Source organism: Paenibacillus sp. CB74 (genome assembly GCF_055687625.1).
The window spans coordinates 78,614-102,850 of the sequence record NZ_CM146009.1 but is presented as its reverse complement, the minus strand read 5'-3'; the positions used below and the strand labels follow the sequence as shown (position 1 = coordinate 102,850).

19 protein-coding genes and 2 riboswitches are annotated in these 24,237 nt (G+C 47.5%); of the genes, 4 read left to right on the top strand and 15 right to left on the bottom strand.

From position 1 onward, the window contains the following. Nucleotides 1–36: 36 nt before the first annotated feature. Together ACX9NY_RS00480 and gcvH are read right to left on the bottom strand one after the other, a co-directional pair. Nucleotides 37–1,494 carry a PTS mannitol transporter subunit IIBC gene (locus tag ACX9NY_RS00480; RefSeq protein WP_339236896.1) on the bottom strand — a complete coding sequence of 486 codons (1,458 nt, stop codon included), beginning with the start codon at nt 1,492–1,494 and terminating at the stop codon, nt 37–39. 419 nt (nt 1,495–1,913) lie between these two features. Continuing rightward, on the bottom strand, nt 1,914–2,306 hold the full coding sequence (gcvH, locus tag ACX9NY_RS00475; RefSeq protein ID WP_339236898.1) for a glycine cleavage system protein GcvH: 393 nt from the start codon (nt 2,304–2,306) through the stop codon (nt 1,914–1,916). 343 nt (nt 2,307–2,649) lie between these two features. After that, nucleotides 2,650–2,772, top strand: a riboswitch (glycine riboswitch). A 3-nt stretch (nt 2,773–2,775) separates the two neighbouring features. Continuing rightward, a riboswitch (glycine riboswitch) is annotated at nt 2,776–2,876 on the top strand. Between the two features lie 218 nt (nt 2,877–3,094). On the opposite strand from gcvH, the gene gcvT reads away from it, so the two are divergent. The 3 genes from gcvT to gcvPB are packed head-to-tail and all read left to right on the top strand — an operon-like array spanning nt 3,095 to nt 7,163. After that, nucleotides 3,095–4,231, top strand: coding sequence for a glycine cleavage system aminomethyltransferase GcvT (gcvT, locus tag ACX9NY_RS00470; RefSeq protein ID WP_472476671.1), 1,137 nt, complete (start codon nt 3,095–3,097; stop codon nt 4,229–4,231). Then, the gene (gcvPA, locus tag ACX9NY_RS00465; RefSeq protein ID WP_472476670.1) at nt 4,228–5,583 is read left to right on the top strand and encodes an aminomethyl-transferring glycine dehydrogenase subunit GcvPA; all 1,356 of its coding nucleotides are present in this window, start codon (nt 4,228–4,230) and stop codon (nt 5,581–5,583) included. Before gcvT ends, gcvPA begins: the two co-directional genes overlap by 4 nt. After that, nucleotides 5,580–7,163 (top strand): aminomethyl-transferring glycine dehydrogenase subunit GcvPB, encoded by a 1,584-nt coding sequence (gene gcvPB / locus ACX9NY_RS00460; RefSeq protein ID WP_472476669.1) that lies wholly within the window; start codon nt 5,580–5,582, stop codon nt 7,161–7,163. The genes gcvPA and gcvPB overlap by 4 nt, the downstream gene beginning before the upstream one ends. A gap of 212 nt (nt 7,164–7,375) precedes the next feature. Here the strand turns inward: gcvPB and ptsP are convergent, their stop codons facing one another. The 11 genes from ptsP to ACX9NY_RS00405 form a co-directional block, all read right to left on the bottom strand. After that, a complete protein-coding gene (gene ptsP, locus ACX9NY_RS00455; protein WP_339236905.1) occupies nt 7,376–9,088 on the bottom strand; it encodes a phosphoenolpyruvate--protein phosphotransferase in 1,713 nt (570 codons plus the stop codon). Next, nucleotides 9,081–9,356 (bottom strand): HPr family phosphocarrier protein, encoded by a 276-nt coding sequence (locus ACX9NY_RS00450; protein WP_036617010.1) that lies wholly within the window; start codon nt 9,354–9,356, stop codon nt 9,081–9,083. Before ACX9NY_RS00450 ends, ptsP begins: the two co-directional genes overlap by 8 nt. Nucleotides 9,357–9,433: 77 nt before the next feature. Next, the gene (ptsG, locus tag ACX9NY_RS00445) at nt 9,434–11,485 is read right to left on the bottom strand and encodes a glucose-specific PTS transporter subunit IIBC (protein WP_253440114.1); all 2,052 of its coding nucleotides are present in this window, start codon (nt 11,483–11,485) and stop codon (nt 9,434–9,436) included. A 280-nt stretch (nt 11,486–11,765) separates the two neighbouring features. Further along, nucleotides 11,766–12,620 (bottom strand): glucose PTS transporter transcription antiterminator GlcT, encoded by an 855-nt coding sequence (gene glcT / locus ACX9NY_RS00440; protein ID WP_339256945.1) that lies wholly within the window; start codon nt 12,618–12,620, stop codon nt 11,766–11,768. A 166-nt stretch (nt 12,621–12,786) separates the two neighbouring features. Beyond that, on the bottom strand, nt 12,787–14,343 hold the full coding sequence (locus ACX9NY_RS00435) for a flotillin family protein (RefSeq protein WP_339256947.1): 1,557 nt from the start codon (nt 14,341–14,343) through the stop codon (nt 12,787–12,789). Nucleotides 14,344–14,407: 64 nt separating this feature from the next. Further along, a complete protein-coding gene (locus ACX9NY_RS00430; RefSeq protein WP_342570862.1) occupies nt 14,408–14,944 on the bottom strand; it encodes an NfeD family membrane protein in 537 nt (178 codons plus the stop codon). 276 nt (nt 14,945–15,220) lie between these two features. After that, nucleotides 15,221–16,384 carry an iron-containing alcohol dehydrogenase gene (locus ACX9NY_RS00425; RefSeq protein ID WP_339236914.1) on the bottom strand — a complete coding sequence of 388 codons (1,164 nt, stop codon included), beginning with the start codon at nt 16,382–16,384 and terminating at the stop codon, nt 15,221–15,223. 93 nt (nt 16,385–16,477) lie between these two features. Continuing rightward, nucleotides 16,478–17,065, bottom strand: a complete 588-nt coding sequence (locus ACX9NY_RS00420; protein WP_472476668.1) for an MSMEG_1061 family FMN-dependent PPOX-type flavoprotein — start codon at nt 17,063–17,065, stop codon at nt 16,478–16,480. 161 nt (nt 17,066–17,226) lie between these two features. Further along, a complete protein-coding gene (locus tag ACX9NY_RS00415; protein ID WP_472476667.1) occupies nt 17,227–18,825 on the bottom strand; it encodes a UDP-glucose--hexose-1-phosphate uridylyltransferase in 1,599 nt (532 codons plus the stop codon). A gap of 14 nt (nt 18,826–18,839) precedes the next feature. Beyond that, complete coding sequence (gene galE, locus ACX9NY_RS00410) at nt 18,840–19,829, bottom strand: UDP-glucose 4-epimerase GalE (RefSeq protein ID WP_091020409.1); 990 nt, start codon at nt 19,827–19,829, stop codon at nt 18,840–18,842. 1 nt (nt 19,830) lies between these two features. After that, nucleotides 19,831–21,012 carry a galactokinase gene (locus tag ACX9NY_RS00405; RefSeq protein ID WP_253440133.1) on the bottom strand — a complete coding sequence of 394 codons (1,182 nt, stop codon included), beginning with the start codon at nt 21,010–21,012 and terminating at the stop codon, nt 19,831–19,833. Between the two features lie 153 nt (nt 21,013–21,165). Here ACX9NY_RS00405 and ACX9NY_RS00400 point away from each other — a divergent pair, with 153 nt between their 5' ends. Next, nucleotides 21,166–22,140 carry an AraC family transcriptional regulator gene (locus tag ACX9NY_RS00400; RefSeq protein ID WP_472476666.1) on the top strand — a complete coding sequence of 325 codons (975 nt, stop codon included), beginning with the start codon at nt 21,166–21,168 and terminating at the stop codon, nt 22,138–22,140. Between the two features lie 81 nt (nt 22,141–22,221). Here ACX9NY_RS00400 and mgrA read toward each other — a convergent pair whose 3' ends face one another. Both mgrA and ACX9NY_RS00390 read right to left on the bottom strand, forming a co-directional pair. Next, nucleotides 22,222–23,229 carry an L-glyceraldehyde 3-phosphate reductase gene (gene mgrA / locus ACX9NY_RS00395; RefSeq protein WP_339243184.1) on the bottom strand — a complete coding sequence of 336 codons (1,008 nt, stop codon included), beginning with the start codon at nt 23,227–23,229 and terminating at the stop codon, nt 22,222–22,224. 77 nt (nt 23,230–23,306) lie between these two features. Then, the gene (locus ACX9NY_RS00390) at nt 23,307–24,047 is read right to left on the bottom strand and encodes an NAD-dependent protein deacylase (protein ID WP_339306088.1); all 741 of its coding nucleotides are present in this window, start codon (nt 24,045–24,047) and stop codon (nt 23,307–23,309) included. Nucleotides 24,048–24,237 lie beyond the last annotated feature (190 nt).

Here is a 24,237-nt window from a genome sequence, read left to right as displayed (position 1 = left end):
CTCAGCCTCCGGCTCAGGGAAAACGATTGCGCGCAATTACTTCAGACGTTCAACAAGCGCATCGTATTCCGGGCTTTTTAGGAAGTTGTCGATGGATATATGTTCTGCGTTCGGCGCAACGGAGCGGGCACGATCGGTTAATATTTGTTGTGTGATTACCACATCTGCATCCGGCGGGATATCACTGATGGCCGTGTTGGTCACCGTAACGTCAATCCCCTCTGCCTTCATCTTCTTGCGGAGAATGGAAGCACCCATGGCACTCGACCCCATGCCTGCATCACAGGAGAAGACAATCTTCTTCACATCTGTTTTCACTGTAGAAGAAGCCTTATCTGAAGCTCTGTCTGCTTCACGATGATTATTAGCCGTAATGCCTGCGTTTGGCACGGTTCCTTGACTCTTCATGTCTTTCATCCGACTGGATGCGGACTCCAAATCTTCGTCCTTTTGTTTACCCGTTTTCAGCAACACTGCTGCAATCAAGAATGAAACGACTGCTGCTACAAGCACCCCTGCGAGCATTGGCAGGTATCCACCTTTTGGTGTTAACAGGAAATACGCGATAATACTACCCGGTGATGGTGCCGAAACAAGTCCTGCTCCGGTGAGCATGAATGTTAATGTACCTGCGACGCCACCCGCGATTGCGGCAAGAATCAGAATCGGTCTCATCAGAATATAAGGGAAGTAGATCTCATGAATTCCCCCGAAGAAATGAATGATAACGGCACCTGGTGCAGAAGATTTGGCCATTCCGCGTCCAAAGAAGCAGTAAGCAAGCAAGATACCCAGTCCCGGACCCGGGTTGGATTCAAGCATGTATAGAACAGATTGTCCTAATTCTCTTGCCTGATCTGTTGCAATTGGTGTCAGAATACCGTGGTTGATTGCATTGTTCAGGAACAATACTTTACCTGGTTCGATAATCAGGTTGACCAGCGGTAGCAAGCCCAGATTCATCAGACCTTGCACACCGGCAGACAATACTTTGCTAATCGCTTCTACAGCTGGCCCAATACCCAGTAGAGCAAAAATCCCCAAGATCCCGCCAATAATACCGGCTGAGAAGTTGTTAACCAGCATTTCGAATCCGGCTTTAACTTTACCTTCGATTGATTTATCGAATTTTTTGATGATCCATGCTGCCAGTGGTCCGGCAATCATGGCACCGAGGAACATCGGAATATCACTACCCACGATGACCCCGATGGTCATAATGGCACCTACGACACCACCACGCTGACCATGCACCATCGTACCCCCGGTGTAACCAATTAACAGTGGGAGCAAATATTTAATCATTGGATCAACTAACTGTGCTAGTGTCTCGTTAGGGAACCAGCCTGTTGGAATGAACATGGCCGTAATTAATCCCCAGGCGATGAACGCTCCCATATTCGGCATGACCATACCACTCAGGAATCGGCCAAAACGCTGCACACCTACCCGTAGCCCACCTTTGGAATTGGACGATTGGTCCAAATTACTCATTGTATTATCCTCCTTGGATCAAGTGATTATGACTTATGAAAGGGGTATCATTTCTCCCCTGCTGTAATCCTAAGCGAGAATGCTCTCCTGTTCAATGAAATGAAAGCGTACTTTCGTCATGAACAATGATGACAACATTAGGTTATGTAATCGTTTTTATTGATGCATAATGGCTAAAACCATTGGTACACAAGGCTTTTCCTGCCTATGACTTTTGTCATTTCCAGCATCATTTTCTAACCTATAGCTTGGTCCAATCAGGTGATTTACATCCCTAATCTGCCTCGATCCCTATTCAAAACCATTCCTGGAAAGCACAAAAAACCTGTGCAAGCATCCGGCTCACACAGGTCGAAACAATATGAAGTTTATTTCATTTTTTTATAAAGTATATGTTAATAAGTACAAGTCCGTTGATCCTATTCTTCCGTATGTTTACGATACGCATCTGCATTCATCAATGCAGACAACGCTGCTGTCAGATCTCCCTCAACACGGATCTCAATCATCCAGCCTTCCTCGTAAGGAGAACTGTTCACAAGTTCAGGTGAGTCCTGCAACGAATCATTGACTGCAATAATTGAACCTGTGACGGGAGAGAACAAGTCCGACACCGTTTTGACCGATTCAATCGTTCCAATGCTGTCTTCTGCTTTTACATTGGATTCAAGGTCAGGCAATTCCACAAACACAATGTCACCCAGCTGATGCTGCGCGAACTCGGTAATGCCAATACGTACAGTATCCTCCCCTACGGTTTGCACCCATTCGTGCTCTTCACTGTACAGGAAATCACTTTTCAATTCGCTCATCGATATCCGCCTCGCTTTTCATTAATGAGTGCATGCGTTCTTTGACCTTAACCTTTTTCCCAGAACATAGCGTATGATATTTCGGATTCAAATGTCAAGATACCTCACAATTTATTTGATGACGGCCTCTCCAAACCGTAACCTAAATACACTCTTTCTACATATACTGGTGAAAACTAGAATAGTAAGCGCAGTCTTTTTAAATACACGAACAATATAATTCAAAATACAATAAATATTCGGTTTTAATTCAATATCAATGATATCGTTCTTGACATCAGTAGTGGATTCACGTTTTAATGAGGAGAGTAAATGTGTTTATTGGACTATGTTATACCCGCGGATGAATGTAAAGGGAGAGATTACCCGTGACACCCGATTCGGGATGTACATGAGGTAACGCCGAAGGAGTAAACCACCGATAAGCGGGGGTGAATCTCTCAGGCAAAAGGACTTTTACGGGACGCAACTCTGGAGAGCATCTATTCGCCCTGTACGGGCGTTATGATCACCCAAGGGGAAACCTGTTGTACAATACAGCGGGGTAACTCTCAGGTACAAGGGACAGAGCCTTAGAATACAGCGTGCTACTTGGCATGCCGATTCTTTGGCCTGTCCTTTTCCTTTTTCCCAAAAAAACGAAAAACAGGATTTCAATCGGCGCTGCCATAGCTGCCTTACCATACTTATCTACGAATGACTTCTAGCTGATAAATTAAAAAATACCCTGGTTCATTGATCCACGATTGCATATTCGGCCGTTTGACGGCCCATGACGAGGTGATTTGATGTCCGATTTGCTTAGAACACCACTCTTTCCCCTGTATCAGCAATACGAAGGCGTACGGTGCATTGATTTTGGAGGCTGGGAGCTTCCGGTGCAATTCAGCGGAATCCAGAAAGAACATGAAGCGGTGCGTGAGCGTGCTGGACTGTTTGATGTATCCCATATGGGCGAATTCACTGTACAGGGTGAGCAGGCTGAAGTTTTTTTGCAACAAATGACAACCAATGATGTAACCACGCTGGTTCCCGGTCAAGCCCAGTACACCCTGATGTGTTATCCAGATGGTGGTGTGGTGGATGATCTGCTCGTGTATAAGCTGGAAGATCAGCATTATATGCTCGTCGTTAACGCCTCCAATATCGACAAGGACTGGGCGTGGCTGCAAGATCACTTGATCCCTGGCGTAAACATGACCAACGATTCGGAGCAGACGGCGCTACTTGCCCTGCAAGGTCCACTGGCTGTGGATATTATCGGAAAAGTTACCGAAACGGATGTATCCACGATTGAACCGTTTCGTTTTGTGCAGGATGCCGAAGTCTGTGGAGTAAAATTGCTGTTGTCCCGTACCGGTTATACCGGTGAAGATGGCTTTGAACTATATATTCCAGCAGATCAGGCCGCTACCGTCTGGAACGGATTAATGCAAGCAGGCGAAGGTCACGGACTGGTGCCAACCGGACTTGGTGCCCGAGATACATTGCGCTTTGAAGCTAGGCTGCCCCTGTATGGACAGGAATTGTCGGCAACCATCTCTCCGCTTGAAGCTGGCGTTGGTATGTTTGTGAAACTGAATGCTGGACCTTTTATCGGACACGAAGCCTTGTTACAGCAAAAAAATGACGGGCCCGCCCGTAAACTGGTCGGCATCGAAGTGCTGGAGCGCGGTATTCCTCGCTCCCACTATCCGATTTACGCCGAAGGCGTACAGATCGGTGAAGTGACAACAGGCACGCAATCACCTACATTGAAGCGTAATCTGGGGCTTGCCCTCATCGACAGCAAATACGCTGCGCTGGGAACCCCGCTTGAGATTGAGATCCGAGGGAAGAAACTGAAAGCCGAGGTCGTAAAGACCCCTTTTCATAAACGGACACGTACGTCAAAGACACTTACTCAAGGAGCTGATCAATCATGAGCAAGCACCGCTACATTCCCATGACAGAACAGGATCAGAGTGCCATGCTCGCAACCATCGGTGTGGATTCACTGGAGGAACTGTTCCAGGACATTCCTCAGGAGATTCGTTATCAGGGCGAGCTGCCCGTATCCTCCAAACTTGATGAATATGCGCTGACACGGCACATGTCCAAACAAGCTGGTGCCAACGCCAATTTCGAAACACACGCAAGCTTCCTCGGCGCAGGCATATACGATCATCATGTTCCTTCCGTCATCAATCATGTCATTTCACGTTCCGAGTTCTACACTGCCTACACACCTTATCAGCCTGAGATCAGTCAAGGTGAACTACAGGCTATTTTCGAATTTCAATCCTACATTTGTGAATTAACCGGTATGGCTGTAGCCAATGCCAGTATGTATGACGGCGCAACCGCCTTTGCTGAAGCAGGTAATCTGGCCGCAGCGGCAACTCGTCGCAAACAGCTTATCGTATCCCGTACCGTTCATCCGGAAGCCCGTCAGGTATTGCAGGCGTATGCGCACGGACTCCGTCTGGAGATTATCGAGATCGGTTATAAGGATGGGGTCACGGACTGGGATGCCCTGCAAGCCGCCATATCGGATGATACCGCAGCTGTCATGATCCAGAGCCCGAACTTCTTTGGTGCCGTGGAAAATGTAAAACAAGCGGCCGACCTCGTGCATGCGCACAAGGGCCTGCTCGTCGTAAGTGCTAACCCGCTATCGCTGGGTCTGCTGGAAGCCCCAGGCAAGCTGGGTGCCGACATCGTTGTTGGCGATGCGCAGCCCCTTGGCATCGCCGCTTCACTCGGCGGCCCGACATGCGGATATTTCGCCGTATCCCAGCCTCATATGCGCCGAATTCCTGGCCGAATTGTAGGCCAGACAATGGACCGCAACGGCAAACGTGGATTTGTACTCACACTGCAAGCACGTGAACAGCACATCCGCCGCGAAAAAGCGACATCCAACATCTGTTCCAACCAGGCTCTGCTTGCACTCAGCGCATCTGTATATATGTCCATTATGGGTAAACAAGGCATGATTGATGTCGCGGATCTGAATCTGCAAAAGAGTCATTACACCCTAAATACATTAACTGCGATTTCCGGTGTTAGCCTGACATTTAATGCCCCAACTTTCAATGAATTTGTGATTAAGCTGCCTGAAGGAACTGACGTGGATGCCCTTCAGTTGAAACTGTTGGATGCGGGCTTTATTGGTGGCTATGAACTTGGACGTGATTATCCGGAGCTTGCCGGACATATGCTTATTGCTGTTACCGAACGACGTAGCAAAGAAGAGATCGACGAATTTGCACGAGTATTGGAGGGATCGCTGTGACTCAGGAAACGACAACAACGACAACATCGATACAAGGACAAGGACAATCTGAAATGGGTGCCTCTGTCTCCACTCCGGCTCAATCTGAGACAGCTACAACATTCAGCGCACAGACCTTATCTCCTGCTCCGGAACAATCCTTGATCTTTGAACTCAGCAGCCCTGGACGTGTCGCTTATTCCCTGCCGGAATGTGACGTTCCTCGTCAGGCTGTTGATACGTTGATTCCCCGGGAAATGCTCCGTTCGGAAGCAGCAGCACTGCCAGAAGTATTTGAGGTAGATGTTATCAGACACTATACTGCGCTGTCCCGTCGTAATTTCGGCGTAGATAACGGATTTTATCCGCTGGGTTCTTGTACGATGAAATACAATCCGAAGATTAATGAGGATGTTGCACGTTACAATGGTTTCGCCAAAATCCACCCTTATCAGCATGAATCCAGCATTCAAGGTGCACTTGAACTGTTATATACTTTGCAAAATGACCTTGCGGGGCTGACAGGTATGGATGCGGTAACCCTGCAACCAGCCGCTGGTGCCCATGGAGAATGGACTGGACTTATGATGATTCGTGCGTACCACGAAGATCGTGGTGAACAACGTACCAAAGTCATCGTGCCCGATTCATCTCACGGCACCAACCCGGCAAGTGCAACCGTTGCAGGATTTGAGACCGTGACGATTCCATCCCGCGCAGATGGACTGGTTGATCTGGACGCACTCCGTGCAGCCGTTGGTACGGATACAGCAGCATTGATGCTGACGAACCCGAATACACTGGGTTTGTTCGAGAAAGACATTCAGGAGATTGCATCCATCGTACACCAAGCTGGTGGCTTGCTGTACTACGATGGCGCGAACTCCAATGCCATTATGGGCATTACCCGTCCGGGTGATATGGGCTTTGACGTGGTGCATCTGAACTTGCACAAAACGATGAGCACGCCTCATGGCGGTGGTGGACCTGGTGCCGGACCCGTCGGGGTGAAGAACCGTCTGATCCCGTTCCTGCCTAAACCGATGGTGATCAAGAATGATGATGGTGTGTATTCACTGGACCGTGAAGGAGATCAATCCATTGGCCGGGTCAAAGCGTATTATGGCAACTTCGGTATTTTGGTACGTGCCTATGCCTACATTCGCACCTATGGACCGGAAGGCTTACGCCGTGTATCGGAGTGTGCCGTACTGAATGCCAACTATATGATGGCCCGTCTCGCACCTTACTACGAGATTCCGTATCCAGGGGTATGCAAACATGAATTCGTCATGTCTGGTCGGGGATTGAAGCAGTATGGTGTGCGTACACTGGATGTTGCCAAACGATTACTTGATTTTGGATATCACCCGCCAACGGTGTACTTTCCGCTCAACGTTGAAGAATGCATCATGATCGAGCCGACGGAAACCGAAAGCAAAGAAACGCTGGATGGATTCATTGATACGATGATACGGATTGCCAAAGAAGCGGAAGAGACACCAGAGTTGGTACTCAACGCACCTTACGGAACACCGGTCACTCGTCTGGATGAAACAACAGCAGCTCGTAAACCTGTACTGAACTGCGCTTGCAGTTAATCTAATCATTGTTCTCACAGAAGCTCTTGCTGACATTCCAATCAGCAAGAGCTTTTCGAATTGCCTTCCCTCCGAATCATATTACCCCGCTCATAACAAAAAAAGCCGATATCCACAATGAATCGCGGATACCGGCAAAATTGCTGCACGACTGCAGCTTTTTATCGGAAAAAGAAACCCTTAAAATCGGGTGGAAACCCCTTAAAATTACATTATGCTTGAATGCTTTGAACCAATTCAACGACTTGTTCAGCCGTTTGCATATCCAGAGCTTTAGCAGCCAGTTCCTGCATATCCGCACGGGACAGCTTGGTGATCTGACTACGAGCTGGCAGAATGGATGTTGCGCTCATGCTGAACTCATCCAATCCAAGGCCGAGCAGCAATGGAATTGCTGTTTCGTCTCCTGCCATCTCACCGCACATGCCAACCCATTTGCCTTCACGATGCGCTGCATCGATAACCATTTTAACCAAACGCAAAATGGCTGGGTTGTAAGGTTGGTACAGATACGATACACGTTCGTTCATACGGTCTGCAGCCATAGTGTATTGAATCAGATCGTTCGTTCCGATACTGAAGAAATCCACTTCTTTGGCAAACTGATCCGCGAGAACTGCAGTCGAAGGAATTTCGACCATGATTCCGAGTTGAATGCTGTCAGAAACAGCAATACCTTCAGCAACCAGCTTCTCTTTCTCTTCGAGCAAGACAGCTTTTGCTTCACGGAATTCACCCAGTGTTGCGATCATTGGGAACATGACACGCAGGTTTCCATGTACGCTTGCCCGCAGCAATGCACGCAATTGTGTACGGAAGATATCCAGACGGTCCAGACACAGACGAACTGCGCGGAAACCGAGGAATGGATTCATTTCTTTTGGCAGATCCAGATATGGAAGTTCTTTGTCTCCACCGATGTCGAGTGTACGAACAACAACAGGTTTGCCTTCCATTTTTTCCAGTACCGCTTTGTAAGCATTATACTGAATGTCTTCGGAAGGAAGCTTGTCTCTACCCATGTACAGGAACTCGGTACGGTACAGGCCTACAGCCTCGCCGCCATTCTCCAGAACACCCGTTACATCATTTGGTGTACCGATATTGGCTGCAAGTTCAACATGAACGTTGTCCACGGTTACTGTTGGCTCATCACGCAGTTTTCTCCACTCTGCACGTTGTGCATCATACTGTTCCTGTTTGGTACGGTATTCAGCAATAACTTCATCAGTAGGGTTAACCAGTACGTGACCATCCAGACCATCAACAATGATCATATCGCCTTGTTTCGCTTGAGCCAAGATGTCCTTGGTTCCAACAACAGCTGGAATTTCAAGAGAGCGAGCCATGATTGCGGAGTGAGAAGTACGTCCACCAATGTTAGTTGCGAAACCTTTAACAAATTGGCGATTCAATTGAGCCGTATCGGAAGGCGTCAGATCCTCCGCAAGCACGATCACTTCTTCATTGATCTCAGCCGGACTCATGAAGTCGATACCAAGCAAGTGATTTAGCACACGTTTGGTAACGTCACGCATATCTGCTGCACGTTCCTGCAGGTAGGCACTCTTCATGTTCTCAAACATGGAGATAAATTGCGATGCCGTTTCATTCAAAGCATATTCTGCATTGATCATGTTATCAGCAATACTCGCTTTAACCGGATCAATCAATTCCGGGTCATTCAAAATGAGCAAATGCGAAGCAAAAATCTCTGCTTTTTTCTCGCCAAGCTCTTGTAAAGTACGCTCTTTGATCGCCTCAAGCTCAGCCTGGGACTTGCCCAGAGCTGAGTCGAGTTTTGCGATCTCTGCGTCAACGTCGTTAATTTGGCGTTTTTCTACAGAGTAGTCAGGATGCTCCAAGATAAACGCCTTGGCGATAGCAATACCCGCCGAAGCCGCGATCCCGGAGACATTAAGCATTAATTTCGCCCAACCCTTCGTTAACCATAACGTCAGTCAAAGCTTGAAGAGCTTCAGCTTCGCCTTCGCCTTCAACGATAATGCTGATGGTGTCGCCTTGTTCCAATCCGAGGGAAAGAACACCCAAGATGGATTTCAACGTTACTTTTTTACCGTTAGCTTCTGCAAAGGATTCTGCACCTTTGAATTTGTTTGCTGTATTAACCAGGGCTGTCGCCGGACGTGCGTGGATACCATCTTCGTCTGTAATTCTGAATGTTTGTTGCATTACAATCATCTCACTTTCAGTAGTTTGGTTTAGGCATTGCATATATTTACACTTGCTTGCCATCGTCGTAACACTTCTTATTTTATCTCAATGATTGGCTGATCGCCAACTTTGAGCACTCCACTCTTCTTCAGGGTTACCGTGGAGCCCTCTGGCAGGTTGGTGAAAATAACTGGCGAAATGATCGATGGAGCGTTTGCTTTCACATACTCCAGATCCACTTCCATAATCGGCTGACCCGCCGATACCAGATCACCTTCCTGTACCAGTACGTTAAAGCCTTGACCCTTCAGCTTCACCGTATTGACACCTATATGAACAAGCACTTCCTTGCCTCCGTCGGACATGATGCCCACGGCGTGTTTGCTAGGAAATACATTAAACACCTTACCATACACAGGAGAAGTTATTGTACCATCATGTGGCAAAATTGCGAATCCATCACCTGTCATTTTCTCAGCAAAGACTGGATCAGGTACATTCGTAATGTCCATCAACTCACCATTGACTGGCATGACGATGTCCTCAGCAACGATACGCTCGCCTTGCTCACCTTGTGCCTTCTCCTCTTCTGGAGTTGGTTTGGCTGCTACTGGCGTTGGTGCTGGTGTTCGTCCTGCAATGATATCCTGCATTTGAGATTTGATCGTGTCGGAACGTGTTCCGAAGATGGCTTGAACATTATTACCCACTTCAAGCACACCAGATGCACCCAATTGTTTCAAACGATCTTTTTTCACATTGGATTTCTCATTAACTTCAATCCGCAAACGAGTAATACAAGCGTCCAGATGTTTGATATTTTCCTTGCCACCGAAAGCTTCGAGAATATTATGGGGCAGATCATCCGTTGAACCGGAGCCTCCACCAGATTCGGTTTCAGGCGTTGCATCTTCACGTCCTGGTGTTTTGAGATTGAATTTGCGGATGATAAACCGGAAACCGAAGTAATAGATTACCGCAAGAATCAATCCGACAATAATAACGTCCCACCATGGTGTACGGTTTGGAATAATACCAAAGATCAGGAAGTCAATGAACCCACCGGAGAAGGTCATACCGATCTTCACACCCAGAATTTGCATGGTCATGAAAGACAAACCTGCAAAGATACAGTGTACTGCAAACAGGATTGGTGCTACAAACAGGAACGAGAATTCAAGTGGTTCTGTAATCCCTGTCAGGAACGAGGTCAGCGCAGCTGAACCCATGATACCTGCAACATACTTTTTGTGTTCCGGTCTTGCTTCATGGTACATCGCAAGAGCGGCCGCTGGCAAACCAAACATCATGAACGGGAATTTACCAACTTGGAATGTTCCCGCTGTGAGGTTAACACCATCACGCAATTGATTGAAGAAGATTTGCTGGTCACCACGAATGACATCTCCAGCTTTGTTCACATACTCACCGAATTCAAACCAGAATGGGGAGTAGAAAATGTGGTGAAGACCAAACGGAATTAATGACCGTTCCACGACACCGAAGATAAATGCCGACAACGTCGGGCTTGTATCGACCATGAAGTGAGACACAGCATTCAATCCATTTTGAATTGGTGGCCAGATAATCACCAGAACTAACCCCAACAAGAGGGAAACAACCGAAGTGACAATTGGAACAAAACGTTTACCTGCAAAGAAACCCAGGTAGGACGGCAGTTCAATTTTGAAAAATCGATTGTAACAGAGCGCGGCGGCAATACCTATGATAATACCTCCGAACACGCCTGTACTCAATGTTGGGATACCCAGAATGCTGGCATAACCAGGCACTTCGCCGATCATTGCTGGTGTAACCCCTACGGCTGTACCCAGTGTGACGTTCATGACCAGATAACCGATGATGGCTGCAAGACCCGCAACCCCTTCGCCACCAGCCAATCCGACGGCTACACCGACGGCGAACAGCAATGCCAGATTGTCGAATACGATCTGCCCTGCGTTCATCATAATTGTTGCGATCGAATTCACCCAAGGGGTGTCGAGCGCCGTTACATATTGCAAGAAATCTGGATTAACCAGCATGTTACCGATTCCAAGTAGCAATCCTGCCGCAGGTAGAATGGCTACAGGCAACATAAGAGCTTTACCTACTCTTTGCAATACACCAAAAAGCTTTTTAAACATCGCGTCGTATCTCCCTTTCGTCTAAGTTATATGTCGTGATGCAAGCAAGGAAACACAAAAAAAGGCATGAATTAATAAAGTGAACTGTGCCAACCTTCGGGTATAGCATACCCTGTATAAGGTAAGAACAATCACACTCAAATTAACTCATGCCTGATCGAGTCAGTAACACGTCGCTTATGTTTATTCAGTTGCTTGATTACGGACACCATTGTAGCACCAGTTCTAATCTATTGCAAGCCTTTACACCAAAAAAATCAATCCGTCATTCCATCACTGGTCACTTATCCTCTTCTTCCTTCCGTTGATTCAGCCGTTGCAGGTGAATGGTCAGATAGCCTACCTCCGCAGGATAAACAGGCAGATTCAATCTTTTCTCCATCACTTTGGTCAGTTTCCATGCAAGCGAGTACATTTCAGGATACTCCAACTTCAGCAGGGAATCCAACTTATGAAGCTCTTCCACTTTGTCTCCACGGCGAACACGCTCAAGGGCGAAACGAAGATGAGTCAGCAAACGAGAGTAATCAAGCGATTCCGTTTCAAACGAATAATCGAGTTGATTAGACACCAGGTTCACCAAATCCGTGATCAATTGTGAATGTTCACGTACCTGGGATATATTTTGATTGGTCATTGCACTATAGATATGGAGCGCAACAAAACCAATCTCGTCCATCCCGAGATCTACGCCCATTCTCTCTTTGATCAGACGAATGGCGTAATCTGCCATTCGATATTCTTCCGGATAAATCTCGCGAGTCTCATATAAAAATGGATTTTGTATGACAATACCCTGCTCTTTGCGTTTTAACGCGAAAGAAATGTGATCGGTTAATGCAATATGGATATGTTCATTCAGAGGAACATCTGTACGCTCTGCAATATACGTAATAACTTCGTTAATAATCTCGATCAGCGCTTCATCCACCTGTGGAAGAAGCTGTTTGTACTGCTCTTGCTCCTGCTGGTTTTTCAGAATAAACATTTTTTCCACAGCCATCAATGGAATGTGATCACTTGGTTTTCGGTTAAAGCCAATGCCTTTTCCAATAACAACGACTTCCCCGTGTTCAGGATGCTGTGCAATGATTACATTATTATTTAGCGCTTTATCTACATGCAGGCTGCTCATTGTTTGCACCTCTTTTTTCACACCATCTTAGGTGCGATTAAGTCACACCCTGTTACGAACGAAAAGACACCCGGAGCGGGCAATCCGCGCCGGACGTCTCGCTTAAAAAGTAACAAAAATTCGCCTTAAGGTCAATAGAGCAACCATGCAAGATTTGAAGTACTTCTTACTCGTCAACCCCAGCTCTCTCCACAATCTTGTCGATTATAGAAGGAGTTGTAACAGCCTCGCTCTGTTGAATGGCAACTGGAGCAGGTGTTTTGGACTTGGTAAGGCCTTTAATCAGCTGCTCTACATCGATGCCGGATACACTCTTGAGCATCTCTGGAGCCGTCGCCATAAGTTCGGTAACATAGTTACTCACTCGCGCTGCACCTTCACCTTTACCTGTATCTACCACCGTCAGTTTATCAATAGATGCAATTGGCTCTGCAATTTTGCCAGCCAGTTCAGGCAGCATTTTGACAATGATATCGAGTACAGCCGCTTCGCCAAACTTCTGGAACGCCTCGGCCAGTTTTTCCTTCGCTTCGGCTTCTGCAAGACCACGCAAACGAATAACTTCTGCATCCGCTGTACCTTTGGCAAGTTCTGCATCCGCCATGGCCTGACCTTCGAGTCGCTTCTGTTCAGCTGTTGCTTTGGCATGTGTTTCAATGGAATACTGCACAGCATCGGCTTCCCGCATTCTTTTGGCTTTATCCGCCTCGGCAGCCTGCTCCACCGCATAACGATCCGCTTCTGCCTTTTTCTTCACTTCAGCATCATATTGCTTCTCACGTACGACAATTTCTTTTTCCTGGAGATCGATCTCACGTTCTTTACGAACGAGTTCAACTTTCATTTCTTCTTCCACTACGGTTTGTCTAGCACGTGCTTCATGGATATGGTATGCCTGATCAGCTTCCGCTTTGGCTGTATCCTGATCCCGCTTAAATGTGGCTACTTTCAGTTCCTTCTCTTTGGCTGCCTCGGCGATATTGGTATCACGCAGCAACTCTGCTTTTTGACCCTGCTCTTCTGCATTGGCCTTTTGAATACGTGCATCACGCATCGCTTCCGCTTCGGCAATTTCTGCATCACGCTTCACAGCAGCAATTCTCGGTTTACCGAGGGCATCTAGGTAGCCCTGTTTATCACGTACGTCCTTGATGGTAAATGAAACAATTTGCAGTCCCATTTTCTTCAGATCTCTAGCGGCTACGCCTTGAACCTCTTGCGCAAACCGATCCCGGTTCCGATATACTTCTTCTACCGTCATTGTACCGAGGATGGCCCGCAAATGCCCCTCCAGTACCTCCTGTGCTTCGCTTCTCAGCGCTTCTACAGGTTTACCGATGAATTGCTCAGCTGCGGTAGCAACGTCCTCTACAGCGCCACCCACCTTAATAATAGCGACACCGTCAGCGATAACCGGAACACCTTGCTCCGTGTACACTTCAGGTGTGGAGACATCCAGCTTGTGGGACAACAAGGAGATAAATTCGGATTGCTGGAACACGGGCAGGATAAATGCACCGCCACCACGAACAATTTTAATTTTTCGGCCAGAATCATCATCGGAGATATTCTTGCTACCCAGGAAAGACCCCGTAACGATCATCGCTTCATCCGGTCCAACCGTTTTGTATCTCGCCCAGAAAGCCAAACCCAGAATCAGTATTACAGCAACCACAACTATAGGAATCAACAATACATCCCAATTCAAATTCAAACTATCCATTCCACATCTCTCCCCTTATTCATTCATGATGAGTGCTCAAAACTACTTAGGTGACAAGAATACTTTATAAATCTTTAAGTACATTTTCATCCCATTCCGACACACGCAGTACGCCATCTACGACATCCACAACAACAACACGGGCTCCCGCCGCAATGGGGAGGTGTTCAAAACTGGATGCCGTTTGAATCGTACTGCCGGATGCAAAGCGGATCATGACTTCACCAAACCCTTTTTCCGGTACCGGAATGGTAATTTCCCCAATTTTCCCAGATAACTCTTTCATTGAAAATGCAATCGAGACATCGCTGTTACGCATCGGTTTGATATATGCGAAGAATACCAGCATGGCTGCAGCAATACCTATAAGCAGGGATAATATTAGACCCGACATCACACTTAATGAACTGTAACGTGTCAGCATAATGCCTGCCCCACCGAAGGTTGTAATGGAACCAGCTAACACAACGGGTTTGAAAAAATCAAGACCTGGCATCTCAAAAGCCCCGTCCAGCAAGCCGTCAATCAAGTCACCCAGCACCAGGCTGACAACCGCAAATATGGCCCCTCCGATCAGACACCCCCAATAGATCGTCTCCATCCCCTGTTCCTCCTCTCTCTGCCGCAAATTCATCCTAACTGGGCATTCCACATGTAAATAAATACGTAGCTAACATCAAAATGTTTCAAAATCTTTCCTCAAATGTATTCTGGAGCCGATAATGGGTATTATCACGACATTCTTTACTTCATGCTTCAAGATCCTCCATCATTCGCGTACGCATCCAACACATAGAAAAACCGCAAGCCCCCATAAAGGAGACTTGCGGCTATTGGACCTCAGGATGTGTCCGTTCACTTGTCAGTGATTATAGAATTACAGAGAAGCCTTGTAGATGGATACAACATCTTCCCGTTGCAGTTTCTTGAAGTTACCAAATGGACCAAACAACATAGCTTTATCAGCCATAACATCGATCTGGCTATCATCGATATCGTAATCAGCCAAACGGTTAGGGGCACCGATGGATGTCCAGAATTGGCTCAGCGCATCGATACCTTCTTCGGCAATCTGTCTGTCCGACTTGCCTTCAGGATTTACTTCGAATACATTAATTGCCAGACGTTTGAATCGATCCACATTGACATCCAGGTTATGTTTCATCCAGTGCGGGAACAAGATCGCCAGTCCGCCACCATGCGGGATATCATACACTGCGGATACCGCGTGTTCGATATTATGTGTTGCCCAGTCTCCTGCGAGACCCATATTCAGCACACCATTCAATGCCATCGTTCCGCAATACAGAATCGTTTCGCGCAGTTCATAGTTCTCCAGATCCTCAACCAGACGAGGTGCTGCTTCCATTACCGTACGCAGAATCGTTTCACAGAAACCGAGTTGAACCGGTGTGTTGGCATCCAGATGGAAGTAATGCTCCAATACGTGGGACATCATATCCACCATACCATATACCGTTTGGTCCAGTGGAACAGTGTATGTATTCACCGGATCCAGGATGGAGAATGCAGGGAATGAGTATGCACTACCCCAGCCCAGTTTTTCTTGTGTATCCTGATTTGTAATAACCGAACCAGAGTTCATCTCTGAACCCGTTGCTGCCATCGTTAATACGGTACCAAGCGGAAGAGCGTCTTGTGCAACGGCTTTGCGCTGAGCAAAATCCCACATGTCGCCATCATATTTAGCACCTACAGCAATCGCTTTGGAGCAGTCCAGTACACTACCGCCACCTACAGCGAGAATCAGGTCAATGTTATTCGTTTTGCAAAGGTCTACCCCTTTATGCACTGTAGAAAGCCGTGGGTTAGGTTCAACGCCTGCCAGTTCAGTCACTTCTGCTCCAGCTTCCTTAAGCAATCCGATCACTTGATCGTACAGCCCACTGCGTTTGATACTGCCGCCACCATATACAAGCAGAACCCGTTTACCGTATTTCGGCACTTCTGTCTTTAATGCTTCCAGTTGTCCTTTACCGAATATCAGACGGGTTGGATTATAGAATTGGAATGATCTCATATCTATTGTCGCCTCCAATGGAGTTTAGAATTTTTTGTGCAACTCCAATTATAGTACCCCGTTTATAGAAAAACAAATCGATAGCCACTCACTTTATAACAATCCGTTAATCTCCAAATGTGCTCTAAACATCTCGCTCGTTGAAGGCAAATCCTCAGCGTCCACCCATGTTTCATGGGCCCATAACCCAGCCTGTTTGAATGCTCGTGGACAATGAATAAAGCACTCTTCCACATCCACAATGACAGCTGCACCTATGGTTTTACCACTCCATCCCATGCTCGCAATGAATTCTTCATCCTTGGTGATGGAAGCTGTGCCATTGATACGCAGCACTTCATTCATTCCCGGAATCAGAAAGAGCATACCGATACCTGGGTCAGACAGAATGTTCAACAAGGAGTCTATCCTTCGATTGCCTGGGCGTTCTGGATAAACGAGTCGATATGTATCATACACTTTTACGAATCCTGCTCCATCGCCCCGTGGAGATACATCACTTTTACCATTATGATCGGACGTGGAGAGGAAAAATAATGGTGACATGGATAAAAAATTCTGAACATGTGAATCCACAAATGAAATTGCCTTGTTACGCACATGTTCATGCGGTTCACCCACCATGCCTTGCAGTTCCTCAGCATCTGTAATCAACGTAATATCCAATGCCTGCTTTTCCAAGATATTAACCCCATTTCCTCAATTCATTGTGGTACTCTAGGACCTCACTCCATTATAACTGGCTCGGAAGTTCATTCCAATGCACACAAATATCAAGAAAGACAAGAACACCCGCTCATGATTGGGCGGGTGTTCTTGGGTTATGTTAATTATGTTGATTCCTATTCCGTGTATCCCATGCTGCTTACAAAACGACGGAAAGCCTGGCGTCCTGCTTCATCATATTTGTAGACACCTGCATGTTCGAGAATCTCGGCAAATTTCAAGCCGACTTCTTGCTGTACGATGGAAATGGCTTGTTCTTTGTCCAGGTTAGGCCCAAATCGTTCAACCAACTCTTCGGCCCAGCCCAGATGTTTGTTCAACACATGATCAGAAGCTTTGGCTGCTTCAGCAAGTTTGGCATCTCCAGCGAGAATATCCGCGATACTGTCCAGCTCTTCCTTCAAACGGCCCGGCAGGATGGCAAGTCCCATCACTTCGATCAGACCAATGTTTTCTTTCTTCAGATGGTGCATCTCACGGTGAGGATGGAAAATCCCTTCAGGATGCACATCATTCGTGCGATTGTTACGCAAAACGAGATCCATCTCGTAGCCACCGTCTGCACTGCGGCGAACGATTGGTGTTACCGTATTGTGTGGTACCTGTTCACCGTCTACTTCACTGAATGCTTCGATATCCACAGCCGAATCACTGTAAATCTTCCACGCTTCATATACAGCGTTACCGGCTTCAAGCAGCTCTGCAGGATCGTGTGAAGCCAGACGCATGACGGACATTGGCCATTTCACAAGACTCAAAGTAAGTCCAGGTGCATCCGCATGGCGGAAGACTGCCTCTGGCTGTGCATTTTGAATCGCAAACGTATGGCGTCCGCCCTGGAAATGGTCATGTGTCAGGATAGAACCGCCAACGATCGGCAGATCTGCATTAGACCCGATAAAGTAATGCGGGTACTCCCCAACAAAAGCAAGCAGCCTGCGCAGCGTATCTTTGGTCAGTTTCATCGGCACATGGTCATGATGGAAAATGATACAGTGCTCGTTGTAGTACACATATGGCGAGTACTGGAACAACCAAGGCTCGTTGTTAAGCTCCAGCGGAATGACTCTCAAATTCTGACGGGCTGGGTGATTTACTCGACCCGCATAGCCTACATTTTCACGACACAGTTGGCATTTTGGATATACCGGTGGCGGAAGCAATTTCGCCATGGCAATTTCCTTCGGGCTTTTCTCCGGCTTTGAGAGGTTAATGGTAATCTCCATCTCCCCATAAGCCGTATCCTGCGTCCAATAGACGTTCTTCGAGATGCGATCCATCCGAATGTAGTTGGAGTTAATCGACAAGTCATAAAATTGAGATGTGGCCGCCTCAATGCCTTCCGTCTGCTCGGTGTGGCGGAATGCGCGTACCACTTCCGATGGGCGTGCCATCAAATGACCCATGATTTTGGCATCCAGCAAATCACGGAACGTATCGCTATTCTCAGGAATGAGTCCAATGGTAAATCCATAATCGATCAACGTATCCAGCATCGCCTGTGGACCATCGGGCACTGTTGTGTCCAAATCGCCGACATAAGGCTCCGAGAATCCGAATTGTTCCAGCAAGAGGTTGCGGCTGTAATCCCAATCCGCTTCCTCAATTAATTGTTTCTGCAAGGCAAATGCAACCAGACGTTCAATGGCATGCAGTGCTTCCTGCTGCTCCGGTGTCCGCTCTGTGGCACCTGCTGCAATATGAGTCTGTGACATAAGGTGTTCGCCTCCTAGTTTTTTCCGTAGCCGTCAGGACGTGATTGGTGCCAGCTCCAAGCGCTTTGAATGACATCTTCCAGATTGGTCCATTTTGGATTCCAGCCCAGAACGGATCTCGCTTTTGCAGATGAAGCTACTAGCACTGCCGGGTCACCCGCACGACGTGGTTCCTGTACCACCGGGATATCGAGGCCGGTCACTTTTTTAGCTGTTTCGATCACTTGTTTTACCGAGAATCCTGTGCCGTTACCCAGGTTAAACACGTTACTGTTCTCACCTTTACGCAGGTAATCCACTGCACGCAGATGTGCATCAGCCAAGTCGCTCACGTGGATATAGTCACGGATACATGTTCCATCTTCGGTTGCATAGTCGTCACCAAACACAGCGATATGCGAGCGTTGTTTCAACGCCGTTTGCAGGACGAGTGGGATCAGGTGACTCTCTGGCTGGTGATCTTCACCAATTTTGCCGCTCTCATGCGCACCGGCTGCATTGAAGTAACGCAGGGAAACGTACTTGATATCCTGAACTTTATCGAACCATGACATCATGCGTTCCATCATCAGTTTCGTTTCACCATATACGTTGGTCGGCTCTGTACGATCGCTTTCTTCGATTGGCACTTTCTCAGGCTCACCGTAGGTCGCTGCCGTGGAAGAGAAGACGATGCGACGTACATTTGCTGCATTCATCGCTTCCAACAGACACAGTGTACCAAACACGTTGTTGTCATAATATTTAACCGGGTCTTTCATACTTTCGCCTACGAGTGAGTTGGCTGCGAAGTGAATAACCGCATCAATTGAATTTTCAGCGAATAGCTTCGCCAGAATTTCTTTGTCACGAAGATCTCCTTCATACAATTTACCGCCCAGCAGCGCCTCACGATGCCCTGTCTGCAAGTTATCCAGTACAACAACCTCTTCTCCACGTTCCAACAAAGCCGCTACCGTATGAGATCCAATATACCCTGCTCCACCTGTCACCAAAATTGCCATTTTACTTCGCCTCCTTCAATTCTTTAACACCGTCACCTACGCCGCATACATAAAAATCACCTTTGAGAGTGGTACGTGCTTCATATGCAGCGCCCACTTCGCTTACAAAACGCTCGACATCATTTTCATGCACCAGCGATACGGTGCAACCGCCAAATCCTGCGCCAGTCATTCGGGCACCAAGTGTGCCAGGAATCCGCTGAGCTTCTTCAACCATAACATCCAGCTCATCACAGCTTACTTCGTACAAGTCGCGAAGCGATTCATGAGAAGCGTTCATCAATTGGCCGAAGGTTTCCAGATCATTACGCTGCAATGCTTCGACTGATGCGAGCACACGCGCGTTCTCTTCCACAACATGTTGTGCACGCTGTCTAACTTTCTCATCCTTGATCTGATCCTGTAGTGTTACGAACTGCTCTGGCGTCAATTGAGCCAGGTAATTCAGTGCAGGCAGCTGTTCCTTCAAGATGGCAAGTGCCTGCTCGCATTGGGAGCGACGTTCATTGTACGCCGAATCCACCAGCCCGCGGCGTTTGTTTGTATTCCCGATGACCAATTTGTAAGAGCCTGTACGGAAAGGAACCTTTTCGTACTCCAGTGTGTCACACATCAGCAGAATCGCGTGATCCTGCGCACCGTTTGCAACAGCGAACTGATCCATGATTCCACAGTTGACGCCTACGAACTCATTTTCCGCTTTCTGGGACAGAAGTGCCAGTTGAACCGTATCAATATCCGACACGCCCTCCAGAGACTGAATCGCGAATCCGGTAAGTACCTCCAGAGATGCAGATGATGAAAGTCCTGCCCCGTTCGGAATCTCCCCGTGGTACAGGAAGTCGTACCCTTTCGTTACATTCACACCTTTGCCTTGCAATTCAACCATGACACCAACAGGATAGTCGGTCCATTCACCCGTTTTCTCCTTACCAATAGTGGAAGTATCCAGTGCTCCTTCATAAGACATGTTCGTGGAAGCCAGTTGCAACTTGTTGTCCTGACGCTCACGGATTATTAATGTTGTTCCAAATTCAAGTGCTGCCGGAAGCACGTATCCACCATTATAGTCAATGTGCTCACCGATCAGATTCACACGACCAGGGGCATGAAATACACGGATGTCCGCTCCACTCTCTCCGTACTTCTCAATAAACTTTTGTTTCAATTCAGTTACGTTCACTGCTTCTGCACCTCGCCTCGTTGTTGTGGTTTTCTTAATGTTATTATATAAGAAAGCGGTGCCTCATGTAATGCAACCATGTGTGTTTCATATGGATAAATGTGACCTTAAGGCGTATAATGATCAGAGCATCCCGGAAAGAAGGAAACAACTATGGCAGATCAATCCAACGCCAAGAAAGACCCGCTTGCATCTTCAATAGAAAGAATACAGGAATCACCTTCCGGTAAAAGTGGAGCACTCAGTTATTCGGTTGCCTCCAATCCAGTCTATTATGAGCAAGGCGCACTGCATGTCCTGTTTGCCGGAGCAAGTCAGACCCTTCCGGGTCACGCCCTCGGCCCTAAATTGTTTGATTATTATCTGCTGCATTATGTAGAAAAAGGGGCGGGTACGTTCCGTACCGAACTGCACACCTACGAATTATCCGCAGGTGATTGTTTCCTCATTCACCCCGGGCAGCTGGTGAGCTACCAGTCACATGCCCGTAACCCATGGCAATACCGCTGGATCGCCTTTACCGGCAGCCAGGCTGCCCAGCATGCCGAGGAGGCAGGATTCCGCCCGGAGAAGTCCGTTTTTCATGCCGGACCTTCCTGTGGAATATCCGATTGGTTATCCGTGATGCAGGATGCTTTTGCCGAGCGCAAAGAAAGCTCCCATTTCACATCACTGGGTACGTTATATATGATTCTAGCCGAAGCACAGAATCACCTTTCGCAGGGTCAAACCTTAATTCCAGGTGAATCATCCATCCGACGTACGGTGAAACAGATGATTCAATATATGTCCACCCAATATGCCTATCCGGTCTCCATTGAACAGATGTCTGCGAGTCTCGGGTATAATCGTGCTTATCTTTCCCGTATTTTCAAACAGGAAACCGGACTTTCGCCAGTCACTTATCTGCTAAAACTGCGGATCGACAAGTCGCGCCAACTCCTAAGAGAACGCCCGGATCTGTCCATCGAACAGGTATCTGCATCGGTCGGACTGCCAGACGCGCTGTATTTCTCCAAACAGTTCAAACGATTTCATGGTGAAGCGCCCAGCTTGTATCGAGAGAAAATCCTCTCCCGTCCACGACATCAGGGGTTACAGACGAATGCTCAACCTAACAAACGGTGATCAACATACGGACCAAGAATCATATACGACAAAAAAGGTGCATTCCGCCATTATGGCTAAGATGCACCTTTTGCACGTTAATTATTTGTCATCAGACTTGGGTGACAGAATGGACTCAATCCGTTCCAATTCCTCTGTAGAGAAATCCAATTGGCTGAGTGCAGCCACATTCTCTTCAATCTGGGAAGGACGGCTTGCGCCAATCAGCGCAGATGTTACCCTGCCATTACGTAGAACCCATGAAAGTGCAAATTGGGCCAAGCTCTGACCACGGGCTGCTGCAATCTGGTTGAGCGCACGCACTTTGCGGAGCGTCTCCGGAGAGATGTTGCTCTCATTCAGGAATACCGACGGTCCTTTGGCACGTGAGTCTTCCGGGATACCATTCAAGTATTTGTTCGTAAGTACACCTTGTGCCAGTGGACAGAATGCAATACTGCCTGTTCCATATTCATCCAGCACGTCCTGCAAACCATCTTCAATCCAGCGATCCAGCATCGAGTACTTTGGTTGATGGATCAACAGCGGCGTACCCAAACTTTTGAGAATCTCAGCGGCCTCTCTCGTCTGGTCTGCGGGATAGTTGGAGATTCCTACATAGAGGGCTTTACCCGAGCGAACAATATGATCCAGTGCCATCATCGTTTCTTCCAAAGGCGTTTCGGGATCATAACGGTGGGAATAGAAAATATCCACATAATCCAGGCCCATACGCTTCAAGCTCTGATTCAGACTGGATACCAGGTTTTTGCGTGAGCCCCACTCGCCATACGGCCCGGGCCACATATAATATCCCGCTTTGGTGGAGATCACCAGTTCATCCCGATAAGGTTTCAGATCCTGGGCAAGCACCTGACCAAACAACTGCTCTGCCGAACCTGCCGGTGGACCATAATTGTTGGCAAGGTCAAAATGGGTAATACCCAGATCAAATGATCGGGTGATCATATTTCGGCCATTCTCAGCGTTATTGATACCGCCAAAATTATGCCACAGCCCCAGTGAAATCGCTGGCAGTTTCAAACCTGAACGTCCAACGCGGTTGTATTTCATCGTTTCATAGCGAGTATCGCTTGCTACGTAGACCATCATGAATCCCTTCTTTCCCCAGGTTCCGCCTCCTGATCCGGTCAACACCGGAGAATGCGGTTATTCAGTCCATACGTTTAACCAAGAAGCTGGTCCACATCATTCATTACCTCACCAATCGGCTCTGTAATCAGCAAATCCGCCCTGCTGTCGTAAGCAGTAGGTGTAGCATTGAGCAGGACGGTATGTTTTCCCTGAAAATACGTAATTAACTGGGCTGCTGGATATACCGTCAGTGACGTGCCGCCCACGAGTAACAGGTCTGCGGAAGACAATGCATCAATGGAGCGATACAATGTTGTCTGATCCAGCTCCTCCTCGTACAGCACCACATCCGGCTTGATCACACCACCGCATGCGGTACAGCGAGGTACGATATCTTGGGATTGTATAATATCATTCAGTGCATAAAACTGCTTGCAATCCATACAGGCATTACGATGAATTGAGCCGTGTAGCTCCAGGACATTGCTGCTGCCTGCCTTCTGATGCAATCCATCGATATTTTGCGTGATCACTGCCTCAAGTTTTCCCTCCTGCTCCAGACGGGCTAACAGTCGATGGCACCCATTCGGCTCCGCATCTGGATGAAGCATTTTGCCTCGATAAAAATCATAAAAAATATCGGCATGCTGATCAAAAAAATGCCGGCTTAACAACTCTTCCGGTGGATAAGGGGAATGCTGTTCCGTCTGATACAGACCCGCAGCCGAACGGAAGTCGGGAATCCCGCTTTCCGTTGAAGTCCCGGCCCCTCCGAAAAAAACAATACGGGAGCTTTCCTGAATCCAGGCAGCCAGTTGTTCTGTTGCGTTCATCCTCTCTCCTCCTTTTATATACAATATAAATTGAACTAAAGAATATTTACACTGACCACTCCGATGACAGAACAACCTTCCGATCGCTGTTATCCCCAGATTTTTTGATTCCTTCTATGAAGGGTAAATCCGTGGATAGCATATGCTTCCGATTAGCTTTCTTTTAAAAAGCTTTTAGACGAACGTTCCA

Bases quoted from the DNA above. Each gene is read 5' to 3' on its own strand.
- ACX9NY_RS00400 (WP_472476666.1), top strand. From the start codon at position 21,166: ATGGCAGATCAATCCAACGCCAAGAAAGACCCGCTTGCATCTTCAATA.
- ACX9NY_RS00415 (WP_472476667.1), bottom strand. From the start codon at position 18,825: ATGTCACAGACTCATATTGCAGCAGGTGCCACAGAGCGGACACCGGAG.
- galE (WP_091020409.1), bottom strand. From the start codon at position 19,829: ATGGCAATTTTGGTGACAGGTGGAGCAGGGTATATTGGATCTCATACG.
- gcvH (WP_339236898.1), bottom strand. From the start codon at position 2,306: ATGAGCGAATTGAAAAGTGATTTCCTGTACAGTGAAGAGCACGAATGG.
- mgrA (WP_339243184.1), bottom strand. From the start codon at position 23,229: ATGGTCTACGTAGCAAGCGATACTCGCTATGAAACGATGAAATACAAC.
- ACX9NY_RS00450 (WP_036617010.1), bottom strand. From the start codon at position 9,356: ATGCAACAAACATTCAGAATTACAGACGAAGATGGTATCCACGCACGT.
- ptsP (WP_339236905.1), bottom strand. From the start codon at position 9,088: ATGCTTAATGTCTCCGGGATCGCGGCTTCGGCGGGTATTGCTATCGCC.
- ptsG (WP_253440114.1), bottom strand. From the start codon at position 11,485: ATGTTTAAAAAGCTTTTTGGTGTATTGCAAAGAGTAGGTAAAGCTCTT.
- ACX9NY_RS00430 (WP_342570862.1), bottom strand. From the start codon at position 14,944: ATGGAGACGATCTATTGGGGGTGTCTGATCGGAGGGGCCATATTTGCG.
- glcT (WP_339256945.1), bottom strand. From the start codon at position 12,620: ATGAGCAGCCTGCATGTAGATAAAGCGCTAAATAATAATGTAATCATT.
- gcvT (WP_472476671.1), top strand. From the start codon at position 3,095: ATGTCCGATTTGCTTAGAACACCACTCTTTCCCCTGTATCAGCAATAC.
- ACX9NY_RS00435 (WP_339256947.1), bottom strand. From the start codon at position 14,343: ATGGATAGTTTGAATTTGAATTGGGATGTATTGTTGATTCCTATAGTT.
- gcvPA (WP_472476670.1), top strand. From the start codon at position 4,228: ATGAGCAAGCACCGCTACATTCCCATGACAGAACAGGATCAGAGTGCC.
- ACX9NY_RS00425 (WP_339236914.1), bottom strand. From the start codon at position 16,384: ATGAGATCATTCCAATTCTATAATCCAACCCGTCTGATATTCGGTAAA.
- ACX9NY_RS00480 (WP_339236896.1), bottom strand. From the start codon at position 1,494: ATGAGTAATTTGGACCAATCGTCCAATTCCAAAGGTGGGCTACGGGTA.
- ACX9NY_RS00390 (WP_339306088.1), bottom strand. From the start codon at position 24,047: ATGAACGCAACAGAACAACTGGCTGCCTGGATTCAGGAAAGCTCCCGT.